The organism is Paracoccus sp. SY (assembly GCF_002901215.1).
Classification (GTDB): Bacteria; Pseudomonadota; Alphaproteobacteria; order Rhodobacterales; family Rhodobacteraceae; genus Paracoccus; species Paracoccus acridae.
Map to the genome: position 1 here is coordinate 149,742 of NZ_NWMQ01000003.1, position 21,450 is coordinate 171,191.

25 protein-coding genes and 1 tRNA gene are annotated in these 21,450 nt (G+C 67.2%); 11 read left to right on the plus strand and 15 right to left on the minus strand.

What is annotated here, in order from left to right; all coding sequences use genetic code 11:
* Positions 1-14: 14 nt before the first annotated feature.
* From CK944_RS04520 to pobA, 6 genes are all read right to left on the minus strand, one after another.
* On the minus strand, positions 15-1,277 hold the full coding sequence (locus CK944_RS04520; RefSeq protein ID WP_103171846.1) for a lyase family protein: 1,263 nt from the start codon (positions 1,275-1,277) through the stop codon (positions 15-17).
* Positions 1,274-1,420: a hypothetical protein gene (locus tag CK944_RS23150; protein WP_158247957.1), complete on the minus strand. Its 147-nt coding sequence runs from the start codon at positions 1,418-1,420 to the stop codon at positions 1,274-1,276. Before CK944_RS23150 ends, CK944_RS04520 begins: the two co-directional genes overlap by 4 nt.
* 11 nt (positions 1,421-1,431) lie before the next feature.
* On the minus strand, positions 1,432-2,124 hold the full coding sequence (locus tag CK944_RS04525) for a protocatechuate 3,4-dioxygenase subunit alpha (RefSeq protein WP_103171847.1): 693 nt from the start codon (positions 2,122-2,124) through the stop codon (positions 1,432-1,434).
* Position 2,125: 1 nt separating this feature from the next.
* Complete coding sequence (gene pcaH, locus CK944_RS04530) at positions 2,126-2,848, minus strand: protocatechuate 3,4-dioxygenase subunit beta (protein ID WP_103171848.1); 723 nt, start codon at positions 2,846-2,848, stop codon at positions 2,126-2,128.
* Positions 2,845-3,246, minus strand: coding sequence for a 4-carboxymuconolactone decarboxylase (gene pcaC, locus CK944_RS04535; protein ID WP_103171849.1), 402 nt, complete (start codon positions 3,244-3,246; stop codon positions 2,845-2,847). The genes pcaH and pcaC overlap by 4 nt, the downstream gene beginning before the upstream one ends.
* 168 nt (positions 3,247-3,414) lie before the next feature.
* The gene (pobA, locus tag CK944_RS04545) at positions 3,415-4,584 is read right to left on the minus strand and encodes a 4-hydroxybenzoate 3-monooxygenase (protein WP_103171851.1); all 1,170 of its coding nucleotides are present in this window, start codon (positions 4,582-4,584) and stop codon (positions 3,415-3,417) included.
* 110 nt (positions 4,585-4,694) lie between these two features.
* Here pobA and pcaQ point away from each other — a divergent pair, with 110 nt between their 5' ends.
* From pcaQ to CK944_RS04560, 3 genes are all read left to right on the plus strand, one after another.
* Positions 4,695-5,645, plus strand: coding sequence for a pca operon transcription factor PcaQ (gene pcaQ, locus CK944_RS04550; protein WP_103171852.1), 951 nt, complete (start codon positions 4,695-4,697; stop codon positions 5,643-5,645).
* A gap of 492 nt (positions 5,646-6,137) precedes the next feature.
* Complete coding sequence (locus CK944_RS04555; RefSeq protein ID WP_103171853.1) at positions 6,138-7,106, plus strand: XdhC family protein; 969 nt, start codon at positions 6,138-6,140, stop codon at positions 7,104-7,106.
* A gap of 11 nt (positions 7,107-7,117) precedes the next feature.
* Positions 7,118-7,657 carry an NTP transferase domain-containing protein gene (locus CK944_RS04560; protein WP_158247958.1) on the plus strand — a complete coding sequence of 180 codons (540 nt, stop codon included), beginning with the start codon at positions 7,118-7,120 and terminating at the stop codon, positions 7,655-7,657.
* Between the two features lie 50 nt (positions 7,658-7,707).
* Here the strand turns inward: CK944_RS04560 and CK944_RS04565 are convergent, their stop codons facing one another.
* On the minus strand, positions 7,708-8,661 hold the full coding sequence (locus tag CK944_RS04565) for a 2-hydroxyacid dehydrogenase (RefSeq protein WP_103171855.1): 954 nt from the start codon (positions 8,659-8,661) through the stop codon (positions 7,708-7,710).
* A gap of 346 nt (positions 8,662-9,007) precedes the next feature.
* On the opposite strand from CK944_RS04565, the gene CK944_RS04570 reads away from it, so the two are divergent.
* On the plus strand, positions 9,008-9,952 hold the full coding sequence (locus CK944_RS04570; RefSeq protein WP_103171856.1) for a hypothetical protein: 945 nt from the start codon (positions 9,008-9,010) through the stop codon (positions 9,950-9,952).
* A gap of 62 nt (positions 9,953-10,014) precedes the next feature.
* Positions 10,015-10,503, plus strand: a complete 489-nt coding sequence (locus tag CK944_RS04575; RefSeq protein WP_158247959.1) for a hypothetical protein — start codon at positions 10,015-10,017, stop codon at positions 10,501-10,503.
* A gap of 40 nt (positions 10,504-10,543) precedes the next feature.
* Here the strand turns inward: CK944_RS04575 and CK944_RS04580 are convergent.
* Positions 10,544-10,627: transfer RNA gene (locus CK944_RS04580), tRNA-Tyr, on the minus strand.
* 121 nt (positions 10,628-10,748) lie between these two features.
* Between CK944_RS04580 and rlmB the strand changes: the two genes are divergently transcribed.
* The 3 genes from rlmB (at position 10,749) to CK944_RS04595 (ending at position 12,695) form a co-directional block, all read left to right on the plus strand.
* On the plus strand, positions 10,749-11,552 hold the full coding sequence (gene rlmB, locus CK944_RS04585; protein WP_103171858.1) for a 23S rRNA (guanosine(2251)-2'-O)-methyltransferase RlmB: 804 nt from the start codon (positions 10,749-10,751) through the stop codon (positions 11,550-11,552).
* A 93-nt stretch (positions 11,553-11,645) separates the two neighbouring features.
* Positions 11,646-12,053, plus strand: a complete 408-nt coding sequence (locus CK944_RS04590; protein ID WP_103171859.1) for a YHS domain-containing (seleno)protein — start codon at positions 11,646-11,648, stop codon at positions 12,051-12,053.
* A 210-nt stretch (positions 12,054-12,263) separates the two neighbouring features.
* Complete coding sequence (locus CK944_RS04595) at positions 12,264-12,695, plus strand: CoA-binding protein (protein WP_103171860.1); 432 nt, start codon at positions 12,264-12,266, stop codon at positions 12,693-12,695.
* A gap of 35 nt (positions 12,696-12,730) precedes the next feature.
* On the opposite strand, the gene CK944_RS04600 is transcribed toward CK944_RS04595, so the two are convergent.
* The 6 genes from CK944_RS04600 to CK944_RS04625 all read right to left on the minus strand — a co-directional run bounded on the left by CK944_RS04600 (position 12,731) and on the right by CK944_RS04625 (position 19,017).
* Positions 12,731-14,866 carry an OmpA family protein gene (locus tag CK944_RS04600; protein ID WP_239985957.1) on the minus strand — a complete coding sequence of 712 codons (2,136 nt, stop codon included), beginning with the start codon at positions 14,864-14,866 and terminating at the stop codon, positions 12,731-12,733.
* A 162-nt stretch (positions 14,867-15,028) separates the two neighbouring features.
* Positions 15,029-15,871 carry a ferredoxin--NADP reductase gene (locus tag CK944_RS04605; RefSeq protein WP_103171861.1) on the minus strand — a complete coding sequence of 281 codons (843 nt, stop codon included), beginning with the start codon at positions 15,869-15,871 and terminating at the stop codon, positions 15,029-15,031.
* Positions 15,872-15,917: 46 nt separating this feature from the next.
* Complete coding sequence (locus tag CK944_RS04610) at positions 15,918-16,304, minus strand: DUF934 domain-containing protein (protein ID WP_103171862.1); 387 nt, start codon at positions 16,302-16,304, stop codon at positions 15,918-15,920.
* The gene (locus tag CK944_RS04615) at positions 16,301-17,032 is read right to left on the minus strand and encodes a phosphoadenylyl-sulfate reductase (RefSeq protein ID WP_103171863.1); all 732 of its coding nucleotides are present in this window, start codon (positions 17,030-17,032) and stop codon (positions 16,301-16,303) included. Before CK944_RS04615 ends, CK944_RS04610 begins: the two co-directional genes overlap by 4 nt.
* Positions 17,025-18,683 (minus strand): nitrite/sulfite reductase, encoded by a 1,659-nt coding sequence (locus CK944_RS04620; RefSeq protein WP_103171864.1) that lies wholly within the window; start codon positions 18,681-18,683, stop codon positions 17,025-17,027. Before CK944_RS04620 ends, CK944_RS04615 begins: the two co-directional genes overlap by 8 nt.
* Positions 18,676-19,017 carry a DUF2849 domain-containing protein gene (locus CK944_RS04625; protein WP_103171865.1) on the minus strand — a complete coding sequence of 114 codons (342 nt, stop codon included), beginning with the start codon at positions 19,015-19,017 and terminating at the stop codon, positions 18,676-18,678. Before CK944_RS04625 ends, CK944_RS04620 begins: the two co-directional genes overlap by 8 nt.
* Positions 19,018-19,118: 101 nt before the next feature.
* Between CK944_RS04625 and CK944_RS04630 the strand changes: the two genes are divergently transcribed.
* From CK944_RS04630 to CK944_RS04640, 3 genes are read left to right on the plus strand one after another with little or no spacing between them, the layout of a single operon-like run.
* Positions 19,119-19,634 carry an Lrp/AsnC family transcriptional regulator gene (locus CK944_RS04630; protein ID WP_103171866.1) on the plus strand — a complete coding sequence of 172 codons (516 nt, stop codon included), beginning with the start codon at positions 19,119-19,121 and terminating at the stop codon, positions 19,632-19,634.
* A gap of 10 nt (positions 19,635-19,644) precedes the next feature.
* Positions 19,645-20,001, plus strand: coding sequence for an arsenate reductase (glutaredoxin) (gene arsC / locus CK944_RS04635; protein ID WP_103171867.1), 357 nt, complete (start codon positions 19,645-19,647; stop codon positions 19,999-20,001).
* Positions 20,001-20,993 (plus strand): hypothetical protein, encoded by a 993-nt coding sequence (locus CK944_RS04640; protein ID WP_103171868.1) that lies wholly within the window; start codon positions 20,001-20,003, stop codon positions 20,991-20,993. The genes arsC and CK944_RS04640 overlap by 1 nt, the downstream gene beginning before the upstream one ends.
* Here CK944_RS04640 and CK944_RS04645 read toward each other — a convergent pair.
* A complete protein-coding gene (locus tag CK944_RS04645; protein WP_103171869.1) occupies positions 20,990-21,403 on the minus strand; it encodes an OsmC family protein in 414 nt (137 codons plus the stop codon). The two genes, CK944_RS04640 and CK944_RS04645, sit on opposite strands and share 4 nt — an antisense overlap.
* Positions 21,404-21,450 lie beyond the last annotated feature (47 nt).

Sequence of the window (21,450 nt, forward strand, 5' to 3'; positions counted from 1 at the left end):
CCCCATGGTGATCGTCAAGACTTGCCGGTGTTGCGGTCGGGCGCCAGGATGGCGGCCCAGTCATGGCCGGACTGAAGGCGCGACAGCGCGGTCGCGAGGGTATCGGCATCGTTTGCCGCGACCTGCCGAAGCGCCTCGGCGACGATGCGCAGCGCGTCGGGGCGTGGCATGTGGCGCGCCAGGTAAAATCCCGCGGCCTCGGCCAGCATCGCGCCCCGGTCGGCATCGAAGGTCCGGGCAATGCGATGGGGGTCCGGCGTCAGGCTGCGCGCCAGATCCAGGGCCAGCCGCAGGCCTGCGCCGGTGCGCACCACCATGTCGGGCAGCGTCTGCCATTCCACCGCCAAGGCCGAGCCGTCGCGTTCCTGCGCGTGGATCATCGCGCCATGCATCATCCCCACGCCGCCCGCGTTCAGGCGGGCGATGCCGACCAGGGCCTCGGCCGCGACCGGGTTCGACTTCTGCGGCATGGTCGAGGATCCGCCGCCGGTGCCCGCGCTGATCTCGCCGATCTCGGACTGGCCCAACAGGATCAGGTCGGCGCCGATCTTGCCCAGGCTGCCGGTGACCAGCGACAGCCAGCCCGCCAGTTCCGCCACCGTGTCGCGCGCCGCGTGCCAGGGCACGTCGGCAGAGCCAAGGCCCAACTGCCGCGCCACATCCGCCCGCAAGGCATCGGCATCCGCGCCGAAGGCCGCCCCGATCCCCGCCGCGCCGTGAAGCGACAGGGTCAGCAGGCGCGGGCGCAGTTCGGCCAGGCGTGCAAGATGCCGCGACAGGGGTGCGCGCCAGACGGCGATCTTGGCCCCCAGCGTGGTCGGCGCGGCGATCTGGAAGCGGGTCCGGGCCGGGATCGGCTGGGCACCAAAGGCATCGCCCCTTGCGGCCAGTTCGCGGTCAAGCGCGGTCAGCCGATCCTCGATCACCGCCAGGGCATTGCGCAGTTGCAGGATCAGCGCGCTGTCCTGGATGTCCTGCGATGTCGCGCCGTAATGGGCAAAGGCGCCATCCTCGCCGCAAGCCTTCTTCAGCGCGGCGACATAGGCCTGGGCGGGAATGCCCGCCGTGGCGGCAGCGGCGATCAGCGTCGCGGGGTCGGGGGCAAAACCGCCAGCGACCGCCGCGATCCGGTCGGCGGCGTCATGGGGGATCATCCCAAGCCGCCCCTGGGCCTGGGCCAGGGCCGCCTCGACCCGGCCCATGGCGGCAACCTGGGCCGGGGCACCCATAATGGCAGCCAGGTCGGGGTCGCTGAACTGCCCGTCGGTCAACATCATGCGATCCGCAGTCCCGCCATCGCGCGCGCCTGCTGCCAGGGGGCTGCGGGACGTTCCTGCCCTTCGGCGATCCGGGCCGCGCGGCGCACCCTGGCGGGAAGCGATCCGGTGATCGCCACGCAGAGGATGCTGGGATCGGTCATGGCACGGTCCTTCAAATGTCGAAGAAGACGGTTTCGTCGTCCCCCTGCAGGCGGATCTCGAAACGATAGACCGGTAGGCCGTCCTTGTCCTCCCCGCGCGTGGCGATCAGGGTGGCGCGGCGCTTTTCCCACTCGATCAGGTTCAGAATCGGGTCGGCTGCATTGGCCTCGGCCTCGTCGGGGAAATACATCCGCGTGTTCAGCCCGATGTTGATGCCCCGCGCCACCAGCCAGAAATTCAGATGCGGCGCCATCCGTGCCGCGGCCTCATCGGTTCTGCCCATCCAGTCGGGATGGGTATCCCGCACCCGCCGGGCCACGCCGGACAGCGTGGGATGGCGACCGGCGACCGGGCCGGGCTTCACCGTCTCAAAGGACCATTCGCCGGTCTCGAAATCGGTGATGACCCGGCCCCAGCCGCGAAAGCCATCCTCGACCGCGGCGCCGTCGGGCGTGGGATAGATGCCGTCGGCATTGGCCTGCCAGACCTCGATCAGCACGTCCTTGACGGGGCTGCCCATGCCGTCGATCACCAGGCCCTCGACCCGGATCCGCTGCCCCCTGGCGTTCGGCCCCGCGATGTCGCGGCCCAGTTCCTCGCGGTAGATGTCGAAGCCCGCGGCACCGGGCGCCAGGCCGATATGGACATAAGGCCCCGCCGTCTGAGAAGCGGTTTCGCGCAGATAATCCAGCGTCTGGCGCATGTCAGTTCCCCTCCAGCCGGTTTTCGAACAGGGTCGAGCGTCGCCCCCGCAGCACGATGTCGAACTTGTAGGCGAGGCAATCCAGCGGCACCGAGGCGTTCATGTCCAGCCGCGCGATCAACTGCTGGATCGCGTCCGGGTCCGGGATCGTGTGGACGATGGGACATTGCGCGATCAGCGGATCGCCCTCGAAGTAAAGCTGTGTGATCAGCCGCTGGCAGAAGGCCGTGCCGAAGACCGAGACATGGATATGCGCAGGCCGCCAGTTGTTGATCCAGTTGCGCCAGGGATAGGCGCCGGGCTTGACGGTGCGGAAGAAGTAATAGCCGTTCCCATCGGTCAGCGTGCGCCCGCAGCCGCCGAAATTCGGGTCGATGGGCGCCAGATAGCTGTCCTTCTTGTGGCGATACCGCCCGCCGGCATTGGCCTGCCAGATCTCGACCAGGGTGTTGGGGACAGGCCGGGCATTTTCATCCAGGACGCGGCCGTGGACGATGATCCGTTCGCCGATCGGGTCGCCGGTCTTGGCATGGTTCTTGATCAGGTCGTTGTCGATCGGGTCGATGTCGCCATGCCCGAATGTCGGGCCGGTGATCTCGCTTGCGGTGTTTTCCAGCGAGATCAGCGACAGGCGCGGGCTTCGCGCCACCGAGGTCTTGTAGTCGGGCGTCAGCGCGGGCGGCTGCCGGCGGCGGTCGCGTTGATGAAATTCGGCGGGCGTCATGGCTGGCCTTTCGTCCGGGTGTCTTGCGCGTCCATCTCGGCATAGGTCTGCTTGGCCAGCTTCAGCGCGTGATTGGCGCAGGGCACGCCGGCATAGATCGCGACATGCTGGAACACCTCGGCCACGTCGCGGCGCGAGGCACCGGTGCGGGCGGTGGCGCGGATATGCATGGGAATTTCGTCGAAATTGCCGGTCGCGGCCAGCAGCGCCAGCGTCAGCATCGACCGTTCGCGCCGGCTGATGGCATCGCTGGCCCAGACCGTGCCCCAGGCGGATGCGGTGATCAGGTCCTGGAAGGGCCGGTCCAGGTCGGTGGTGCCCGCCTCGGCGCGGTCCACATGGGCATCGCCCAGCACCTGCCGCCTGACGGTCATTCCCGTGTCATGCGGGTTGGACATGGCCAATCTCCTGAAGAAAGCGGGTAAGGATGGCTGGGTGACGCATGGGCGTTTCCCCGCAGGGGATAGGGTCCGCATCCTTCGCGCCTGTCGTATCGCAGGATGCGCAGCCCTTGGGCAGCCGCGGCAGCGACATGCAGATCGACCCGTTCGCCTGCGTCGTTTCCATCAGTATGGCAGCCCCACATAATTCTCGGCAAAGGCCTGCTGCTGCGCCCTGTTGTCGCGCAGGAAGGCGATGTCTGCCTGCTGCATCTTCAGGTCGAAGGGCGACATGTCGGGATAGCGGTGCAAAAGGCCGCTGAACCACCAGCTGAAGCGTTCCGCCTTCCAGACCCGCAGAAGGGCGCGTTCGGAATAGGCGTCGATGCCCGTGCAGTCGTTGTCGCGATAGAATTGCCGCAGCCCTTCGTGCAGGTAATGCACGTCGCTGGCGGCAAGGTTCAGGCCCTTGGCCCCCGTGGGCGGCACGATATGGGCGGCGTCGCCGCACAGGAACAGACGGCCCCATCGCATCGGCTCGGTCACGAAGGATCGCAGCGGCGCGATGGATTTCTCGATGCTGGGGCCGGTGACCAGCCGGTCGGCCACCTCGGGCGGCAGGCGGCGCTTCAGTTCGGCCCAGAAGGCGGCGTCGGTCCAGTCCGAAGGATGGTCGGACAGGGCGCACTGGATGTAATAGCGCGACAGGTTGTCGTTGCGCATCGAGCAGAGCGCGAAACCGCGCTCGGAACTGGCATAGATCAGTTCGTCATGGACCGGCGGCGTCCGCGACAGCACGCCCAGCCAGCCGAAGGGATAGGTTTTCTCGTATTCGCGCCGAACCGTCAGGGGGATCGTCTGGCGGCTGATGCCGTGAAAACCATCGCAGCCCGCCACGAAATCGCAGTCGATGCGATGCCCGGTTCCGTCCCGCGTGAAGGTGACATGGGGGCTGTCGGTATCGGCGCCGTGGATCGCCACGTCCTCGGCCCGGAACTCGGTCGGCAGGCCCGCAGCCTCGCGCGCGTCGTACAGGTCGCGCGTCACCTCGGTCTGACCATAGACGACGACCGGGGTTCCCGTCAGTCCGCTGAAATCCACATGGAACATCCGGCCGTCCACGGCGATCCGGGTGCCGTGATGAACGTGCCCCTCGGCATGAAGACGGTCGGCCACGCCCGCCTCCTCCATCAGGCGCACCAGCCCGGCTTCAAGGACGCCGGCCCTGATCCGGCCCAGGACATAGTCGCGGGTCTTGCGTTCGATCACCACGGCGTCGATGCCCTGCCGGTGCAGCAACTGCCCCAGCAGCAGACCGGCCGGACCGCCGCCGATGATGGCAACCTGTGTGCGCATGATCCCCCGCTGCCGCCGCGAACGCCCCCCATCCGCAGGACCACGATTGCATGTGCAAAGCGCCATGTAAAATGAGATAACGGCGCAGATACTTACCAGAATGAGCAAGCGTGGACCGCCGCATCAAGATTCGCCACCTGCAGGCCTTCACCGAGATCCTGCGCCAGCAAAGCCTGAAGCGCGCGGCCGAGCGGCTGTCGCTGACCCAGCCCGCCATTTCCCGCACCCTGGCCGAACTCGAGGCCATTCTGGGCGCCCAGCTTCTGACCCGCGACAGGGGCGGCGTTGCCCCCACACCGCAGGGCACGTTCTTTCTGGCCCATGCCCAGGCCAGCCTGTCCGCGCTTGAACAGGGGATGTCGGGGCTGCGGGACGGCGGCAAGGGTGCCCTGGCGCTGACAGTGGGGGCGCTGCCCTCGGTGGCGGCGCGCCTGATGCCGCAGATCGCGATCGAGATGGCGCGGCTGGCGCCCGACCTGCACCTGACCGTGGCCGACGGATCGCATGAGGCGCTGACCGACCAGTTGCGGGGCGGCGGGCTGGATCTGGTGATCGGGCGGCTGGGGGATCCCGCCACGATGCGCGGCCTCAGCTTCACGCAGCTTTACCTCGAGGAGGTGGCGGTCGTCGTGCGACCCGGCCATCCGATCCTGTCCGACCCCGACCTGCGGCGGATCGGGGACTGGACGGTGCTTTATCCCCCGCCCTGGGCCGCGATCCGGCCCATCATCGAGAGGCTGTTGATCGCCGAGGGCGTGACCCTGCCCCCGCGCCGGATCGAGACGGTCTCGGGCGCCTTCGGCCTGGCCTTGACCGCCCAAAGCGATGCGGTCTGGCTGATCTCGGCCGGGGTGGTGGCGGGCGAGGTCGCGGCCGGGCGGCTGGTGCGCCTGCCTGTCGCGACCCGCCTGACCGAGGGTCCGGTGGGCCTGATGGCGCGGGCCGCACCCGGGCCGGCGGACCATTCCGGCACGGCGCGGCAATTGTTCACGACCGCCGTCAACCGGGCGGTCGCGGTGCTTGGCCTGGATGACAGCGCGGCGGGACCAACGGCGTCATAGCCGGGACATGCCCCGGGGCCGCCAAAGCGGCGTCGGCGCGGCGATGCCTTACCCCCGTGGTGATCCCCCGGCGTATCCGGCATCTGTCATGGGCACAGCCTATCCGACCATGGCCCGAGGATCCCAAACTGCTTGCTGGCTCAGGGCGCAGCCATCCGCGGATCTCAACGAACAGGGTCGCAGCCAGCAGAAAAATGCCATCGCTCAAGGTTTTCATCGACCCGAATGCCCCTTGCAGCGTTGTCGGTTCGTGATGTTCGAACCTTTTCAATTCGTGCCTGTCTGGGTGGCCGCAAGCCTCTGTCTTGCCGCCCGACCGCTTGCCATGCCGGGCGGCGCGGGGTTGTCGGGTGTCTGTGCCTTTCCTCGGGCAAGGCCAGCCGTGCCGTTCGTCAGACTCGATCCGGGGGCGATGATGGAAAGATGCGCCCCCTTCATGCTAGGCCGGATCGTCAACGATGTTCCTGCGTCCCCACAACGAAAGATCGTGCCATGGACCTGCGACCCAGCCCTGCCTGGACGGCTCGGACCGCCAGCCACCCTGCCCTGCTGGACCCATGGGAGGCGGCCCTTGCAGCAGGGCCGGGAACGGTGATGGCGGTTCTGACCGCCACCCACGGACCCGCCTATCGCAACCCCGGCACGGCCATGGCGATCGCGGCGGATGGCAGCTTCGCCGGCACCCTGACATCAGGCTGCATCGAGGCCGACCTGATCCTGCAGGCGCAGCGCGTCCGGGCCGACGGCAGGCCCCTGCACCTGCGCTATGGGGAAGGGTCGCCCTTCATCGACCTGCGCCTGCCCTGCGGCGGCGCGATCGAGGTGATGCTGTTCCGGATCGCCGACTTCGACGTGCTGGCGGACCTGTCCGCCGCCCGCGCCGACCGCCGTCCCGTCTCGCTGAGACTGTCGCCGGACGGCCGCCTGTCCCTTGATGCCGCACCGGGCAGGGCGGCGGGCGATGTCGTCATCCCCTTCAAGGCGCCGATCCGGTTCGTGATCTTCGGTGCGGGCGCCGAGGCGGCCGTCTTTGCGGATCTGGTGAAATCCATGGGGTACGAGCATGTGCTTCTGTCGCACGAGGATCGCAACCTGGACGCGGCCCAGGCGATGGGCTGCACCGTCCGCCGCCTGGGCCCGATGCCCGATTTCGAGGAGCTTGTCCCCGACGACCGCTGCGCGGCGCTGCTGTTCTATCATGACCACGACTACGAACCCCAGATCCTGCGCGCGCTTCTGGACCGACCCGCATTCTATATCGGCGCCCAGGGCAGCCGCGCGACCCAGGCCACCCGGTTGGCGCATCTGGCCCGGATGGGCGTGCCGCCCGATCTTCTGGAACGGGTGCGCGGTCCCATCGGGTTGATCCCGTCGTCGCGCGACCCCCGGCTTCTGGCGATCTCGGTCCTGGCCGAGGTGGTGATGGCCGCGGGCGATCCGGTCGTGGCCGTGACGACCTGATGCGCCTGGGCATGATCCTGGCGGCTGGCCGGTCGCTGCGCTTCGGGGCGGATGACAAGCTGCTTGCCCCCTGGCAGGGCCGGCCGCTGATCACCTGGGCCGCCGAGGCGTTGAAGCAGTCGGGCTGCGACAGCCTGGGGGCGGTGATCTCGTCGCCCGATGTCGGCGCGGTCCTGCCGGGCGGTTTCGCCCTGCACCCCCTGCCGCCCGGACTGCCCATGTCGGCATCCTTCGGCCTTGCCTTGCGCAAGGCCCGGGATGCGGGCGCGGATGGCCTGCTGATCTGCCTGGGCGACATGCCCAACGTCCCGGCCGCGCTGTTGCAGCGGTTGCTGGCGTCAGGGGAAAGCTGCGCCTGCCTGCGGGGCGACAGGCGGATGCCGCCGGCCCATATCGCCGCCGCTGATTTCGGCCGCGCCCTTGGGCCGTCGGATGGCGATCAGGGCGCGCGGGATTTTTTGGCGACCCTGCCGCTGGATCGGCTGATCCCCATCGATGCGCGCTTGGCTCATGACATTGACCGGCCTGGCGATCTGTCGGGGCCGACTTGATACGGGATCAGACAGGCGCAAGACGAGATACGGCCAGCGGACCTCCCGCCTCAGTTGACCGGCGTCAGAAGCGGCTTGCCGGCGAAAAAGGCGTCGAGGTTGTCGATGGTCAGTTGCGACATGCGGTCGCGGGTTTCCTCGGTCCCGCTGGCATGATGCGGACAAAGCGTGACATTCGGCAGGGCGGTCAGTTCCGGATCCGGGTCAGGCTCGTTCAGATAGACGTCGAGGCCCGCATTGGCGATGCGGCCATCGCGCAGGGCCGCGATCAACGCGGCCTCGTCCACCACCGAACCGCGCGAGACGTTGACCAGCGTGCCCTGCGGTCCCAGCGCATCCAGAACCGTGGCCGAGATCAGGCCCGTGGTTCCCGCCCCGCCCGGCGTCGCCACCAGCAGGATGTCGGCCCATGATGCCAAGGCCGCCGGATCGCCGAAGTAGTCATAGTTCACGCCCGGCTTGGGATTGCGCCCAGAGTAGCCGATCTTCAGCCCCATCACCTCGCAGCGCCGGGCGATCGCCAGGCCGATATTGCCAAGGCCCAGGATCCCTGCCCGCTTGCCCGCTGTTGACATGGTCAGCGGGAACATCCCCTTGCGGGTCCAATCGCCCGAACGGACATGGGCGTCGCATTCGACCAGCCGTCGGCGCGCCGCCAGCATCAGCAGGACCGCCATGTCGGCGACGTCATCGACCAAGGCGACCGAGGTGTTGGTCAGCGTGATGCCCCGCCGCGACATCTCCTCCAGGTCGATCATGTCGAACCCCGCCGAGGAACAGGCGGCCAGCTTCAATGCGGGCAGCCTGTCCAGCATCGCCGCATCGACCGCGACATGCCCGTTCACCACCATCGCGGTGCAGACCGGGCCGGCCAGATCCAGCACCGCGCCCTTGTCGGCGGCCAGGTCAAGACGGTGCAGGGTATAGCGCGCCTCCAGCACCTCCATGAAACGGGGGCGCAGGGGATAGGCGATCAGGACATGTGGCTTTTCTGCGGACTTCATGCGTTCTCCTGGTGGCGGGCGGACTGCACCGCCGGGTCGGGGCCCAGACTGGCCGAGAGCCGCGCCCGCGTATAGGGGTGATGGGCCGCGTCGAGGATCCGGCGCTCTCGGTGTCCACGGGCGCCGTTCGGAAACGGTCGGGCTAGCGCACCTCCTCCAAGGCAGTGGGTCGGAGGTCCGGTATTTGCGACAGGTGACAAATTCCTGATCCCACGCCCGCAATGTTCTTGTTCCGTTCTATTTGTTAACGTGCAATACTGTTCCAGAATCAACCAGGAGCAGTGCATTGCCGAAACGGGCGACCATTCAATACCGGGAAGCCAGGGCGGATGGCGCGTTGCGGGGAATGGACCTGAAGGCAACCCTGGTCGATGTCCTGCGCCGCCGGGCCGAGAATCACCTGATCGGAGAGAACGCCCGGCTGAGGGCGATCGACCTGGACGGGGATGGCAGCCACGTCGTCCTGAACAAGGTTTCCTCGCCCCCCACCTGGGACGGGCCGGTCTTTTGCGGCCAGATCATCCATGTCAAGGCGGGGGCGGATATCCAGGCGGTGCTGCAGTCGCTGGACGACGACACGGACGAGTTCCTGGTCCAGAACGTCGATATCGGACGGGGCGCGCGGGTGGTGAAGGGTGTGCTGTATTTCGCGGTCAACCGGAACCATGTCGGATTGATCGAAAGCACGGCCGTCAAGGCATCCATGCTGGAACGCTATGTCACCGCCCTGCTGCGGCAGGCGGGGGAACTGGATGCCGAGGAGCGCATCATCCTTCTGGCACGGTTTCTGGCGGCCGGGGAAAAGGGGCTTAGCGAATTCAGCGACCTGACCCTGTCCGCCCGCCCTCGGTACCGCAGCCCCGGGGCCGGGGACCTGTTCACCCGGCCCATGGGCGAGGCCCGCGACGAAGGGGCCACGGTCTTCGACATGCTGCGCATGATGGGCTGGCAGGACGAGGCGCTTGCCCGGCTCGAGGCCGAGGTGCCCGAAGGGGGCCGGGTCGAAGGGCTGCTGAAGGTCTTCATCAAGGACCGGCGCCACAAGGTCCGCATCCCCAGGGCGGCCATTGAAGAAGCGCTGCGCAATCTTGATCCCGCCGATCTGGGCCTGCAGGGCGACGGCCGGGAACAGGGCGGCATGGTCAAGCTGTCGGTCGTGAAGGACGTCGCAACGGAAGGATCGCTTCTTGATCCGACCGATGCTATGCTTCGGATCGTCGAGGCCCTGAGGGAATGGGCCGCTGCCGGGAAGATAGATTGCCGCTTCGAGGGCCAAGAGTTGTTGCACTGACCGCAGGCCTGGCAGCCGGCGCAATCCTGCCGCCGGCGCTTCTGATCGGCGATCCGTCGCGGATGCTCGTGACCTTTCTGGGGCTGGTGTCGGCCAGCATCCTTCCGACGGTATCCCTTGTGATCGGCAGCCTGTCCTCATCGGGGCGTTCGGTCATGAAGATCGACGAACTGGCGCAGGAACTTTCGCGCGCCGTCCATACCCTGTTTTCGATCCTGGGCCTTGTCGCGGCTGTCGTGGCGTTGCTGATGGTGATCGCGGTCGTCCCCGATACCCCGTGGCGCCTGCCCTATTTCCTGATCCAGGTTCCCGACGCGGCGCGGCGCGCCCTGCAATCGCTGGCCTTGCTGTTCGCCGTTGCCGCCACGCTGGAAGCGGTCAAGATCCCGCGGATTCTGGCCCGCGTCCTGTCGATCAAGAAGGACATTGCGATCTTCGAGGCGCGCAAGGCCCTGGCCGACAAGTCACCCTCGGACGCGGATGTCAGGCAGATGTTCGCCAAGAAGGAAGGCTTCGGAAACACCATCCCGCTGGACAGCCTTCGATCCTGACCCACGGGCAGGGTATTCCGAATCTGATGACCAGGGGAAATGGTGGGCGACCCTGGAATCGAACCAGGCATGGGTCTCCCCGGCGGAGTTACAGTCCGCTGCCGCACCTTGCAGCACGTCGCCCGCCGAGCCAATCGGCGTGGGGGGTCATTAGCGGGCCGGGCACGGGGCGTCAAGCGGATTTCGGGGCCTTGCGCCCGGTGCGCATCCCGCGCGATGAAGGGGCCAGCCGAAAGGATGCGCGCATGACCGAGCGACCGGGAAAATCCAAGAAACCCACCTGGGTGATCGACAAGGAACGCGCCCGCCGTGCGGCTGCGGCGGAAACCGTCTGGCTGTTCGGCCTGCACGCGGTGCGCGACGCCCTGGCCAATCCCCGTCGTGAAAAGCTGCGGCTGGTGGTGACGCCCAATGCGGTGGACCGGCTGGGCGATCTTCATGGCATGGCGCCCGAGATCACCGATCCGCGAGTCTTTGCAAAGGCCGTGCCCTTGGCACCGGACAGCGTCCACCAGGGCGCCGCGCTGGAGGTGAAGCCCCTGAAATGGGGCGGTCTCAGCGATGTCGTTCTGCGCGAGGCTGCGGGCGAAAGGCGGCCCCTGCTGGTGGCGCTTGACCGCGTGACCGACCCCCACAACATCGGCGCCATCCTGCGGTCGGCCGAGGTGTTCGGCGCGCGCGCGGTCATCGCGCCCGCGCGCCATTCCGCACCTGAAACGGGCGCCCTGGCCAAGACCGCATCGGGCGCCCTGGAACGCCAGCCCTATCTGCGCGTGCCGAACCTGGCCGAGGCGCTGTCCCAACTCAAGGGCATGGGCTTCATCCTGATCGGCCTGGACGGGACCGGAACGACCGCCCTGCCCGACTTGCTGGGCACGCTTTCCGGTCGGGCGGTCTGCTTGGTCCTGGGGGCCGAGGGGCCGGGGATGCGCGAGCTGACCATGAAAAGCTGCGACCATGTCGCGCGCATTCCCTTTGCCGCCGATTTCGGATCGCTCAACGTGTCGAATGCGGCGGCGGTCGCGCTTTATGCGGCCAGCATGGCATAGGGATCACATCGCTGCGACATTTTCCGCCGCAGCGTTGAGAATCGCGGCCTGCGGTGCCAATTAGGCATCCTGCCGCCAAGAAAACGCTGAATCATGAAAACGCTGCTTCTCTCGCTGATCCTGACTTCGGCGTCTGCCCTGCCGGTCCTTGCCCAGGACTGGGCCATCGACGGATTCGATCCTGTTGGCTTTGTGGAAAACGGTCGGGCCGTTCCCGGAAGGGGCGACATTTCGACGCTGTGGAAGGGCCAGCTCTGGCACTTCGCCTCCGAGGAGAACCGCAACCGCTTCGAGGCCGATCCGCGCAGCTTCGCCCCGGCATTCGGCGGATTGTGCCCTGTCGCCCTTTCGGAAGGACGCAAGGTGCCGGGTGACCCCCGACACTTCGTCGTGATCGGGGAAAAACTATATCTTGTCGGGTCGCACCGGTCCGCCCGCAAGCTGCAGCAGGCCCCCCAGGACATTCTGGCACGCGCCCAGGAAAGCTGGAAAACCCGCTAGGGTTCGCGCGGCGATTTCAATCACGAACCTGCGATATCTCTGGAACTTTTCCGGGGTGTTGCCCATTTACCATTTGGAACATGACCTCGGAACCGTCATGTTCAGATCACTGTCCCTCGTTCCGCGACTTGCGCCCGGCCAGGCTTCTGGACCGGGCGCCTTTTCTATGCAAGTGTTCTACAACTTTTGGACGAGGAGGGGAGGCCCGTCATGGAAGTCGATTTCAAGGACGACGAGGATATCGCACGGATCGCCCGCACTGTGAGGATCGTGGCAATTGTCGGACTTTCGCCCAACGAGATGCGGCCAAGCTGGGGCGTGGCCCGCTATTTGCAGGCCAATGGCTTTCGGATCATCCCGGTCAATCCCGGACATGCGGGCGGCACGATCCTGGGCGAGACCGTCTATGCCCGCTTGGCGGATATTCCGAAATCGGCCCATGTGCAGATGGTCGACATCTTCCGCCGGTCCGAGGCGGTCGGTTCCATCGTGGATGAGGCCCTGGTTCACCTTCCCGACCTGAAGTCGATCTGGTTGCAATTGGGCATCCGCGACGACATCGCCGCCGCCAAGGCACGGGCAAGGGGCGTCACGGTCATTCAGGACCGCTGCCCCAAGATAGAATTCCCCCGCCATCTTTGACGAAAAGGCCCCGGCAATCGCCGGGGCCTTGGTCGTTACTGCGCTTCCGCCGTCTGCAGCAGGCCGGTGATCCGCCTGACCGCCGCACGGCGGTTTTCGCGGACATCGCCTTCCTGGCGAACCTGCAGGAATTGTTCGCCGTAACCCTGGACGACCATGTTTTCCGGCGGCACATCGAAATACTCGGTCAGGGCCAGGGCAACCGATTCGGCCCGCCGGTCTGACAAGGCCAGATTGGCGGCATCCGCCCCGACCGTGTCGGTATGGCCTTCGATCAGGAACATCTCGCGCGGGTTCTGGGCGATCGCATCCTGGATCACGTTGCCCAGGGTCGAAAGCTGCCTTGCCTGATCGGGGGAAATCGCCGCCGACCCGGTGTCGAAGGTGATGGCGTCGATCGTCACCGGCGGAACCAGCGCGCGCACTTCGGGAATGCTGCGGATCTGACCCAGGGTGAAGCGGCGGTCGATGGCGACCTCGCTTTGCAGGGCTTCGCGCAGCGCGGCTTCGTCCTGGAAGGCGCCGGTGGGCGCGACCGGGGCCGGGCGGGGCAAGGTCGCCACGTCCACGGGTTCGACCGGCGCGGTGTCGTCGATCAGCCGGGTCTGCGTGCCGTCCGCCGATACCAGCGTGCGCCGCAGCACCCGCAAGTCGGCATCGCGAATGGTCACGACGCGGCTGCCGTCGCTGCGGGTCACGACCGTCCGCGACGAGCCGTCGTCGAAGTTTTCGGTCGTCACGGTCGATCCGGGCTGGCGCAGCAGCGCGACCTCGTCCTTGATCAGTTCCTGGCTGCCATCGGGGCGCGTCACGACCACCCGGTCAGGGGCGGAGAGCGCGACCTGCCGGTTGTTGTTCAGATAGGTTCCGACGGCGACCGCGCCCAGGCCCAGCAACAGGGCCTTGGCCAAGTCGTTGTCATCGTCATCGTCATCATTCCGTTGCGCAGCCTGCTGGTCCCCTTGCGGGGCCAGGGCGTCGCGCAGGCTGGTCGCGAAATCCTCGTCCGAGGACCGGCTGTTTTCTTCGGTGATCTGCTGTTCGACGACCTCGCCTTGCTGATCCTCGTTCAGGGCCGCTGCGGTGGGGGCGGCGGTTTCCTGGGCCGCCTGCCGGGCAGCTTCGGTCGCAGGGGCCCCGGCTTCTGGAGCGTCGCCCGGGGCGGCGGCCTGTGTGGATCCGGCCGGTTGTCCGGCTGCGGCCGGGGGCTGGGCCTGACCTTCGGCGGCCTGTTCCGGGGCGGCGGGCGGGGTCGCCTGTTCGCGGGTCAGGGCATCGCGCAACTCGTCTTCGTCAGGGGCATTGTCGGCGGCAGGTGCGTCCTGGGCCTGGGTCTGGGCCGGATCGTTGCCGGGGGCCGCGGGCTGTCCGCCGCCGTTCTGTTCCGCCTCCAGCGCCTCGCCCAAGGGGTCGCTGCCAGCCGCCGGGGCGGCCTGCGGGCGGTCGGTCTGTTGTTCGCGGGCGGCCGCGGCGGGACGTTCCTGGTCCTGCTGCCTTGCCGCCTCGGCTTCCGCCGGAGGTTCCTGCTGTTGCTGCCGGGCTGCGGCGGCAGGACGTTCGGCCTGACCCTCACGGGTTGCCTCCTCCTGATCCGCCTGACGCGCGGCGCGTTCCTGGGCGCGCTGCGACTTGCCCTCCTGATCGGCGGGACGGTTTTCGGCCTGTGCGGGACGCTCTTGCTGCTGTTCCCGCTGGGCAGGCGCAGGCCGTTCCTCCTCGGCCGGGGCCTCGGCTGCCTGGGGTTCAGGCTGGGTTTCGGGCTGGGGCGCGGCGGCCGGTTCCGGGGCCGACGCGGCCTCCGGGGCCTCGGCAGGTTCAGGCTCGGGTGCGGCCTGTTCAGCCGGGGCAGGTTCGGCAGCCGTCTCGGCCTGGGCTGGTTCGGGGGCTGGTTCGGGTTCCGGTTCTGCCTCGGGGGCGGCAGCCGCCTCGGGCGCGGGTTCCGGCTGTGCCTCGGCCTCGGGGGCAGGTTCCGCTGCGGGTTCTGCCTCGGCAGCCGCCGGGGGTTGCTGTTCAGCGGCCGGCTCGGCTGCTTCCGCTGCGGGCTGTTCCTGGACCGGCGGCACCGGCGGCTGTTCGCCACCGGCAGGCGCGCCCTGGGCCAGGGCGGCATGCGGCACCAGCAGCGACAGGCAGGCGGCGATGGCAGTGGTGTTGTTGATCATGCGGCGCATGGGGACTCCTCTCCCTCGAACGGATCATCGGTTGCCGGAATAACCGGCATGCCGGGAACCCGGTTCCAAACATGCGCGTGACCAAGCTGTGATCGGTGGAATGGCCCAAACGAAAAAAGGCGCGGTCCTGCCGCGCCTTTTCCGTGTCTTGCCGGCTTTCTTCTAGACGCCGTCGCCGACGAAAGCCTTCTCGACCACGAATTCCTTCGGGTCCGAATTCGCCCCCTCGCGCAGGCCAAAGCCTTCCAGAACCGCCTTCACATCCACGTTGAAGGCCAGGCTGCCGCAGACCATCGCACGGTCGGTTTCCGGGCTGATCGGCGGCAGGCCCAGATCCGCGAACACCTTGCCCGAGGTCAGGTTGTCGGTGATCCGGCCCATCCGCGGCGATTGTTCCCGCGTGGTGGTGGGGTAATAGACCAGGCGGTTGGCAAAATCCTCGCCATAAATCTCGCCCAGCAGGGGATCGTGCTTCAGGTTCTCGACCAGTTCGCGGCCATAGGCCAGTTCGTCCGCCGTGCGGCAGGTGTGCATCATGATGACCTGCTCGTAACGCTCGAATGTCTCGGGGTCGCGCATCAGCGACGCGAAGGGCGCGATGCCGGTGCCGGTGGCCAGGAACCACAGCCGCTTGCCGGGCAGCAGCGCGTCCAGGACCAGCGTGCCCACGGGCTTGGGGCGCAGGATGATCTCGTCCCCTGGCTGGATGTGCTGCAATTTCGAGGTCAGCGGCCCGTCCGGGACCTTGATGGAATAGAATTCCAGTTCCTCGTCCCAGTTGGGCGAGGCGATGGAATAGGCCCGCAGCAACGGCTTGCCGTTGTCGCCCAGCAGGCCGATCATCACGAATTCACCCGACCGGAAGCGCAGGGACGCGGGCCGCGTCACGCGGAACGAAAACAGGCTGTCGGTCCAGTGCTTGACCGCCGTCACGGTCTGTGCGTCGGGCAGCGTCTTGGGGGTGGTCTGGTGGGCGGCGTCGGCCACGGGAATGTCCAGGGTCATGGGAAGTCCTGCGTGTTCTAGTCTATGGGGCGGCGGGGCGAAACCCCTAGCCTGCCAGCTTGGCGCGGTGATCGAAGTCCCGCCAATCGGCGCGCGCGATCCATTGTTCGGCGGGCTGGCGGGCGGCGATGTCTGGGGCGACCTCGACTTCGTCGAAGCCCACGCGGCGGGCCATGGCGTATTGGTCGGCGATCAGGCGCCCCGCCGCGCGCAGACGGCCGGTATAGCCCAGCTCGCGCAGCCGGCGGGCCAGGGAAAAGCCGCGACCGTCGCTGAAGGTCGGGAAGTCGATGGCGATCAGGTCGCGGTGCAGATGATCCGCCAGTTCGTCAAGCGGGGTATCGGGCGCCAGCACCACCCGCGCCTCCTCGGTCAGGGGGTGAAAGCCGTCGTCGCGCGCGATGACGCGTTCGCTGTTCAGTCGTTCGCTCATGCCGGAACCTTTCCGCGGACGATCTTGCCGCCAATGAAGTGGATGCCGCATTCGGTCTTGTCCTGCCCGCGCCAGCGTCCGGCGCGCGGATCCTCGCCCGGCTTGACGGGCGATGTGCAGGGCGCGCAGCCGATGGACGGATAGCCGCGCGCGACCAGCGGATGGCGCGGCAGGTTGTTTTCGATCATGTATTCCTGCACGTCCTCGGCCCGCCAATGGGCCAGCGGGTTGATGCGCAGGCGCGAGGGCGGCTCGGGCTCGAAGAATTCAAGCGCGGCGCGGTCGCTGTTCTGGAAGCGCTTGCGGCCCGTGATCCAGGCGTCATAGCCCGAAAGCGCCCGTTCCAGCGGCACCGTCTTGCGCAGGTCGCAGCAGGCATTGGCGTCGAACCGGTGCAGCGTGCCGTCGGGATCCTGGCGCGCGACTTCGGCATCGGCGGCACGGATCACCTGGACATTGGTCAGGCCCAGCCTGGCCGACACTTCGCGCTGGTATTCCAGCGTTTCGGGAAACAGCATCTGCGTGTCGATGAACAGCACCGGCAGCCCCGGCGCCGCGCGGCTGACCATGTGCAGCAGCACCACCGATTCCGCGCCAAAGGACGACACCAGCGCCACACGCCCCAGGTCGGGGTCGCTGACGGCGCGGCGCAGAACCTCGGTCGCGGCATGGTGGCGATAGCGGTCGTTCAGCCGCCCCGCCCGCGTGTCGAGGTTTCCGTCAAGCATCGGCAGGCTGGGGGTAGAGCGCGGCCTTGAAGGGGGCGGGACCAAGACGGCGATAGGCGTCGATGAAGCGTTCGGAGGCATCCGCGCGGACCTCCAGATAGGCGCGCAGCAGCCGGTCGATGGCGGGCACGACCTGGTCATAGGGGAAGCCCGCGCCCGCGCGTTCGCCGATGGCCGGGATGTCGTATCCGTCGCCGCCCAGCGTGATCTGGTAGTTTTCCACCCCTGCCCGGTCCAGGCCCAGGATGCCGATATGGCCCAGGTGGTGATGCCCGCAGGCGTTGATGCAGCCCGAGATGCGGATGTTCAGCTTGCCGATCTCGTCCTCGAGCCCCGCATTCTTGAAATGCGTGGCGATTTCCTGGGCGATGGGAATGGATCGCGCGGTGGCGAGCGTGCAGTAATCCATCCCTGGGCAGGCGATGATGTCGCTGGTCAGCCCGGCATTGGCCACCGCCAGCCCCGCCTGTTGCAGCGCCGCATAGACGGCGGGCAGGTCCGACTTGTGGACATGGGGCAGCACGACGTTCTGGTCGTGACTGATGCGCAGGTCGTCATGGCCGTATTGCTCCGCCAGATCGGCCAGCAGGCGCATCTGGTCGGCCGAGGCATCGCCCGGCGTCTCGCCATGCGTCTTGAAGGTGACAATCACGCTGGCATAGCCGTCGATCTTGTGGGCGTGCAGGTTGGTGTCGGTCCAGCTGCGGAAGGCGCCATTCTTGGCCCGTTCGGCCTCATAGCCATCGGTCGGGCCGTTGCGGAAGGCAGGCGCGGCGAAACGGTCGCGGAAGATCGCCAAAGCCTCGCGGTCGGCGCCATGGAAGTCGCGGCGGCGGTTCTGGAATTCCTCCTCGACCTCGGCCCTGAAGACATCCAGACCGCGTTCGTGGACGGTGATCTTGATGCGGGCCTTGTACTTGTTGTCGCGCCGTCCCGACAGGTTGTAGGTCGAGATGATCGCCTCGATATAGGCCAGCAGGTCGCCTTCGGGCAGGAAGTCGCGGATCACCTTGCCCAGCAGGGGGGTGCGGCCAAGGCCGCCGCCGACCCAGACCTCGAACCCGGTCTGGCCGTCCTTCTGCATCAGGCGCAACCCGATGTCATGGGCGGCGACAAGGGCGCGGTCGCGCTGCGCGCCGCTGATGGCGATCTTGAACTTGCGCGGCAGGAACTGGAACTCGGCGTGGTCGGTAGACCAGCTGCGCAGCAGCTCCGCATAGGGGCGCGGATCCATGTATTCATCGGCCGCCGCGCCCGCGAAGGCGTCGGTCGTGACGTTGCGGATCGTGTTGCCCGATGTCTGGATCGCGTGCATCCCGACGGATGCCAGCTTGTCCAGCATGTCGGGGATTTCCACCAGCTTGGGCCAGTTGAACTGGATGTTCTGCCGCGTCGTCCAGTGGCCGTAGCCTTTGTCATAGGTTTCGGCCAGATGGGCCAGCATCCGCATCTGGTCGGGGCTGATCGTGCCATAGGGGATGGCGATCCGCAGCATATAGGCGTGCAGTTGCAGATAAACGCCGTTCATCAGGCGCAAGGGCCGGAATTCGTCTTCCGTCAGGCTGCCGTCCAGGCGGCGTTCGACCTGGGCGCGGAACTGGGCCGCGCGGTGGCGCACATAGTCGGTATCGACGGGACGGACGTCAAACATTGCTGGCCTCGGACTGCTTGGCTTGCTTCAGGGTCTGGATGCCGTGGAAATAGTTGGACGGCCCGCGCTGCCGGAAGGCCTCGCGGAAATGGGTCGGCTCGGGGCCGTTGGGGCCGCGCCGCGCCTCGACCAGATAGGGGCCGACGACGATGTTGGACTGGCCCACCGCCTTCAGCAGCGCCAGATCGGCGATGGCCTCGTCCTCGAACAGGGTCGCCTGCGCGGGATCGGCGGTCCAGCCGTCCTCGCACATCCACACGTTATGGCCTTCGCGCAGATCGTTTGCGGTGATGACGCCGGGTTTCGCGGCCGTCGGGACGAAGGCTTTGCTCATGATACGGACCCTTTCGGATTGGTCTATCCAATATAGAATTTTGTTCTGGATCTTTACGATAGGGTCGGGAAAATAAGGACATTCAGCCCTTATGGTCGGACATGACGGAACAGCTTCCACAGATTTCGGGCTCCCCGAAAACCAATTTCCGCCTGGACGAGGTGGATCGCAAAATCCTGTCCCTGTTGCAGGAGGACGCGAGCCTGTCGCTGGACCAGATCGCCGACCGGGTGGGCGCGTCCAAGACCCCCGTCTGGAACCGCATCCGCAAGCTGCGAGAGGCCGGCGTAATCCGCCGCCAGGTGGCGATTCTGGACCCCGAGGCGCTTGGGTTGGAAGCCTGTTTCTTCGTGCTGATCCGCACCAGCGAACACGACAAGACCTGGGCCGCGCGCTTCCTCAAGGCGCTTCGCGAACGCCCCGAGGTGATCGAGGCGCACCGCCTGGCGGGCGACATCGACTATATCCTGAAGGTGCAGGTTCGGAACGCGCGCGCCTATGACCGCTTCTACCAGTCGCTGATCGGCGAGGTGAAGATCCACAACGTCACCGCCCTTCTGTCGATGGAGGAGATCAAGGCGACCAGTGCGCTTCCCATCCCCGACGGCACACGCTAGGGTTGCGGCTATGGCTGACTATACCATCTGGCATAATCCGAAATGCTCGACCTCGCGCTTCGTCCTGCAGGCTCTGCAGGATGCCCGCGTGGATCTGGAGGTGCGCGATTATCTGGCCCGGCCGCCTTCGGCCAGCGAATTGCGCGACGCGCTGGATCGGCTGGGGGTCGCGCCGCGTGCCCTGCTGCGGCGCAGGAACACGCCCCATGACGATTTGGGCCTGGGCGATCCGGCGCTGTCCGACGATGCGCTGATCGCGGCCATGGCCCAACACCCGGCGCTGATCGAACGCCCGGTGGTTTTCGGCCCCCAAGGCGCGCGGCTGTGCCGGCCCAAGGAGGCCATCTTCGACCTGCTGGCAGAGTGATGGGGCCGGACCCGTCGTCCCCGAACGTGCTGATCGTCGCCCAGGCCGGCCGGCTGGAGTTCGAGGCGATCATCTTTGCCGCCAGCCTGCGCCATGCCGCCCCCGGCTTCACCGGCCGCCTGATCGTGGCCGAACCGGGTCCCGAAGGCGCCTGGGCCGGTCACGACACGCTGATGGGCGATGACACGCGCACCATCCTGGAAAGCCTGGGTGCCGAAATCCTGCCCTTCACCGCTCGTCATTTCGGCGCGGCCTATCCCTATGGCAACAAGATCGAGGCGCTGTCGGTCCTGCCCGCCGGGGAACCCTTCGCCTTTTTCGACACCGACACGCTGGTGACGGGTCCGCTGGACCGGGTGCCATTCAACGGCCCCCCCGCGGCGTCGATGCGGCGCGAAGGCACATGGCCCGAACCGCCGCTTTACGGGCCGGGTCATGGGGCCATCTGGAAATCGCTTTACGACCGCTTCGGCCTGGATTTCGCGTCCTCGCTGGACCTGTCGCAGCCGGACGAGCATTGGGAACGATACCTGTATTTCAACGCGGGCTGGTTCTTCGGTCCCGACCCGGCGGTCTTCGGCAAACGCTTCCTCGACTGGGCGCTGTCGGTGCGGCGCGACCCGCCCGAGGAACTGGCCTGCCAGAGCCTCGATCCCTGGCTGGACCAGGTGATCCTGCCGCTGGTGATTCACAGCCTTGGCGGCGGGCGGCCCGGCCCCGAACTGGCGGGCCTGGATGGCGATGTGACCTGCCATTACCGCAAGCTGCCGCTGCTCTATGCGCGCGAATCCGACAGGGTGCTGGAGGTGCTTGAGGCCGCGGCCGCCCCCAACCGCATCAAGCGGCGGCTTAGGGACTGGGAGCCGGCAAAAAAGCTGATCTATCAAGGCAAGGGGCGCGACAAGGTCCGGCCCCTGTTCGCAGGCGGGCTGCCGCCCAGGGAAAAGCCGATCCGGCAGGCGCTGAAGAAGAACGGCTGGTGGTGGGACTAGCCGCCCTGCCCCGTTGACACCGAAATGGGTATGCCGCGCGGAAGCGAACAGCCGACCATCGAACTGCCCTTGGCCTCGTCGATCAGCGATTGCGGGTCCGATCCATCCTCCATGGTGCAGTTCACCACCATCTCGACCGCCGTGGCGATCGGGGGATCGCCCTCCAGCGTCAGATGCACCTTGACCGCGACCGAGGCGATCCCCACCCCTCGCCTGTGCGCGATATAGCGCAGGTCGTTGCAGAAGCAGCCGCCGATCGCCAGGGCCAGCAGTTGCGCGCCGTTGAAGCCCAGGCCCATGCCGCCCGCGCGACCCTCGGGCCGGTCGGCGATGATGCAGTGGCTGCCCGCCCAGCCCACGGCGGCCTCGGTCCCCGGCAGGTTCATCAGGCTGACGCTGACCACGGGCATGGCGATCCCCTTGCTGACCGATCCCAGCCTAGCACGGTCGGGGGTGG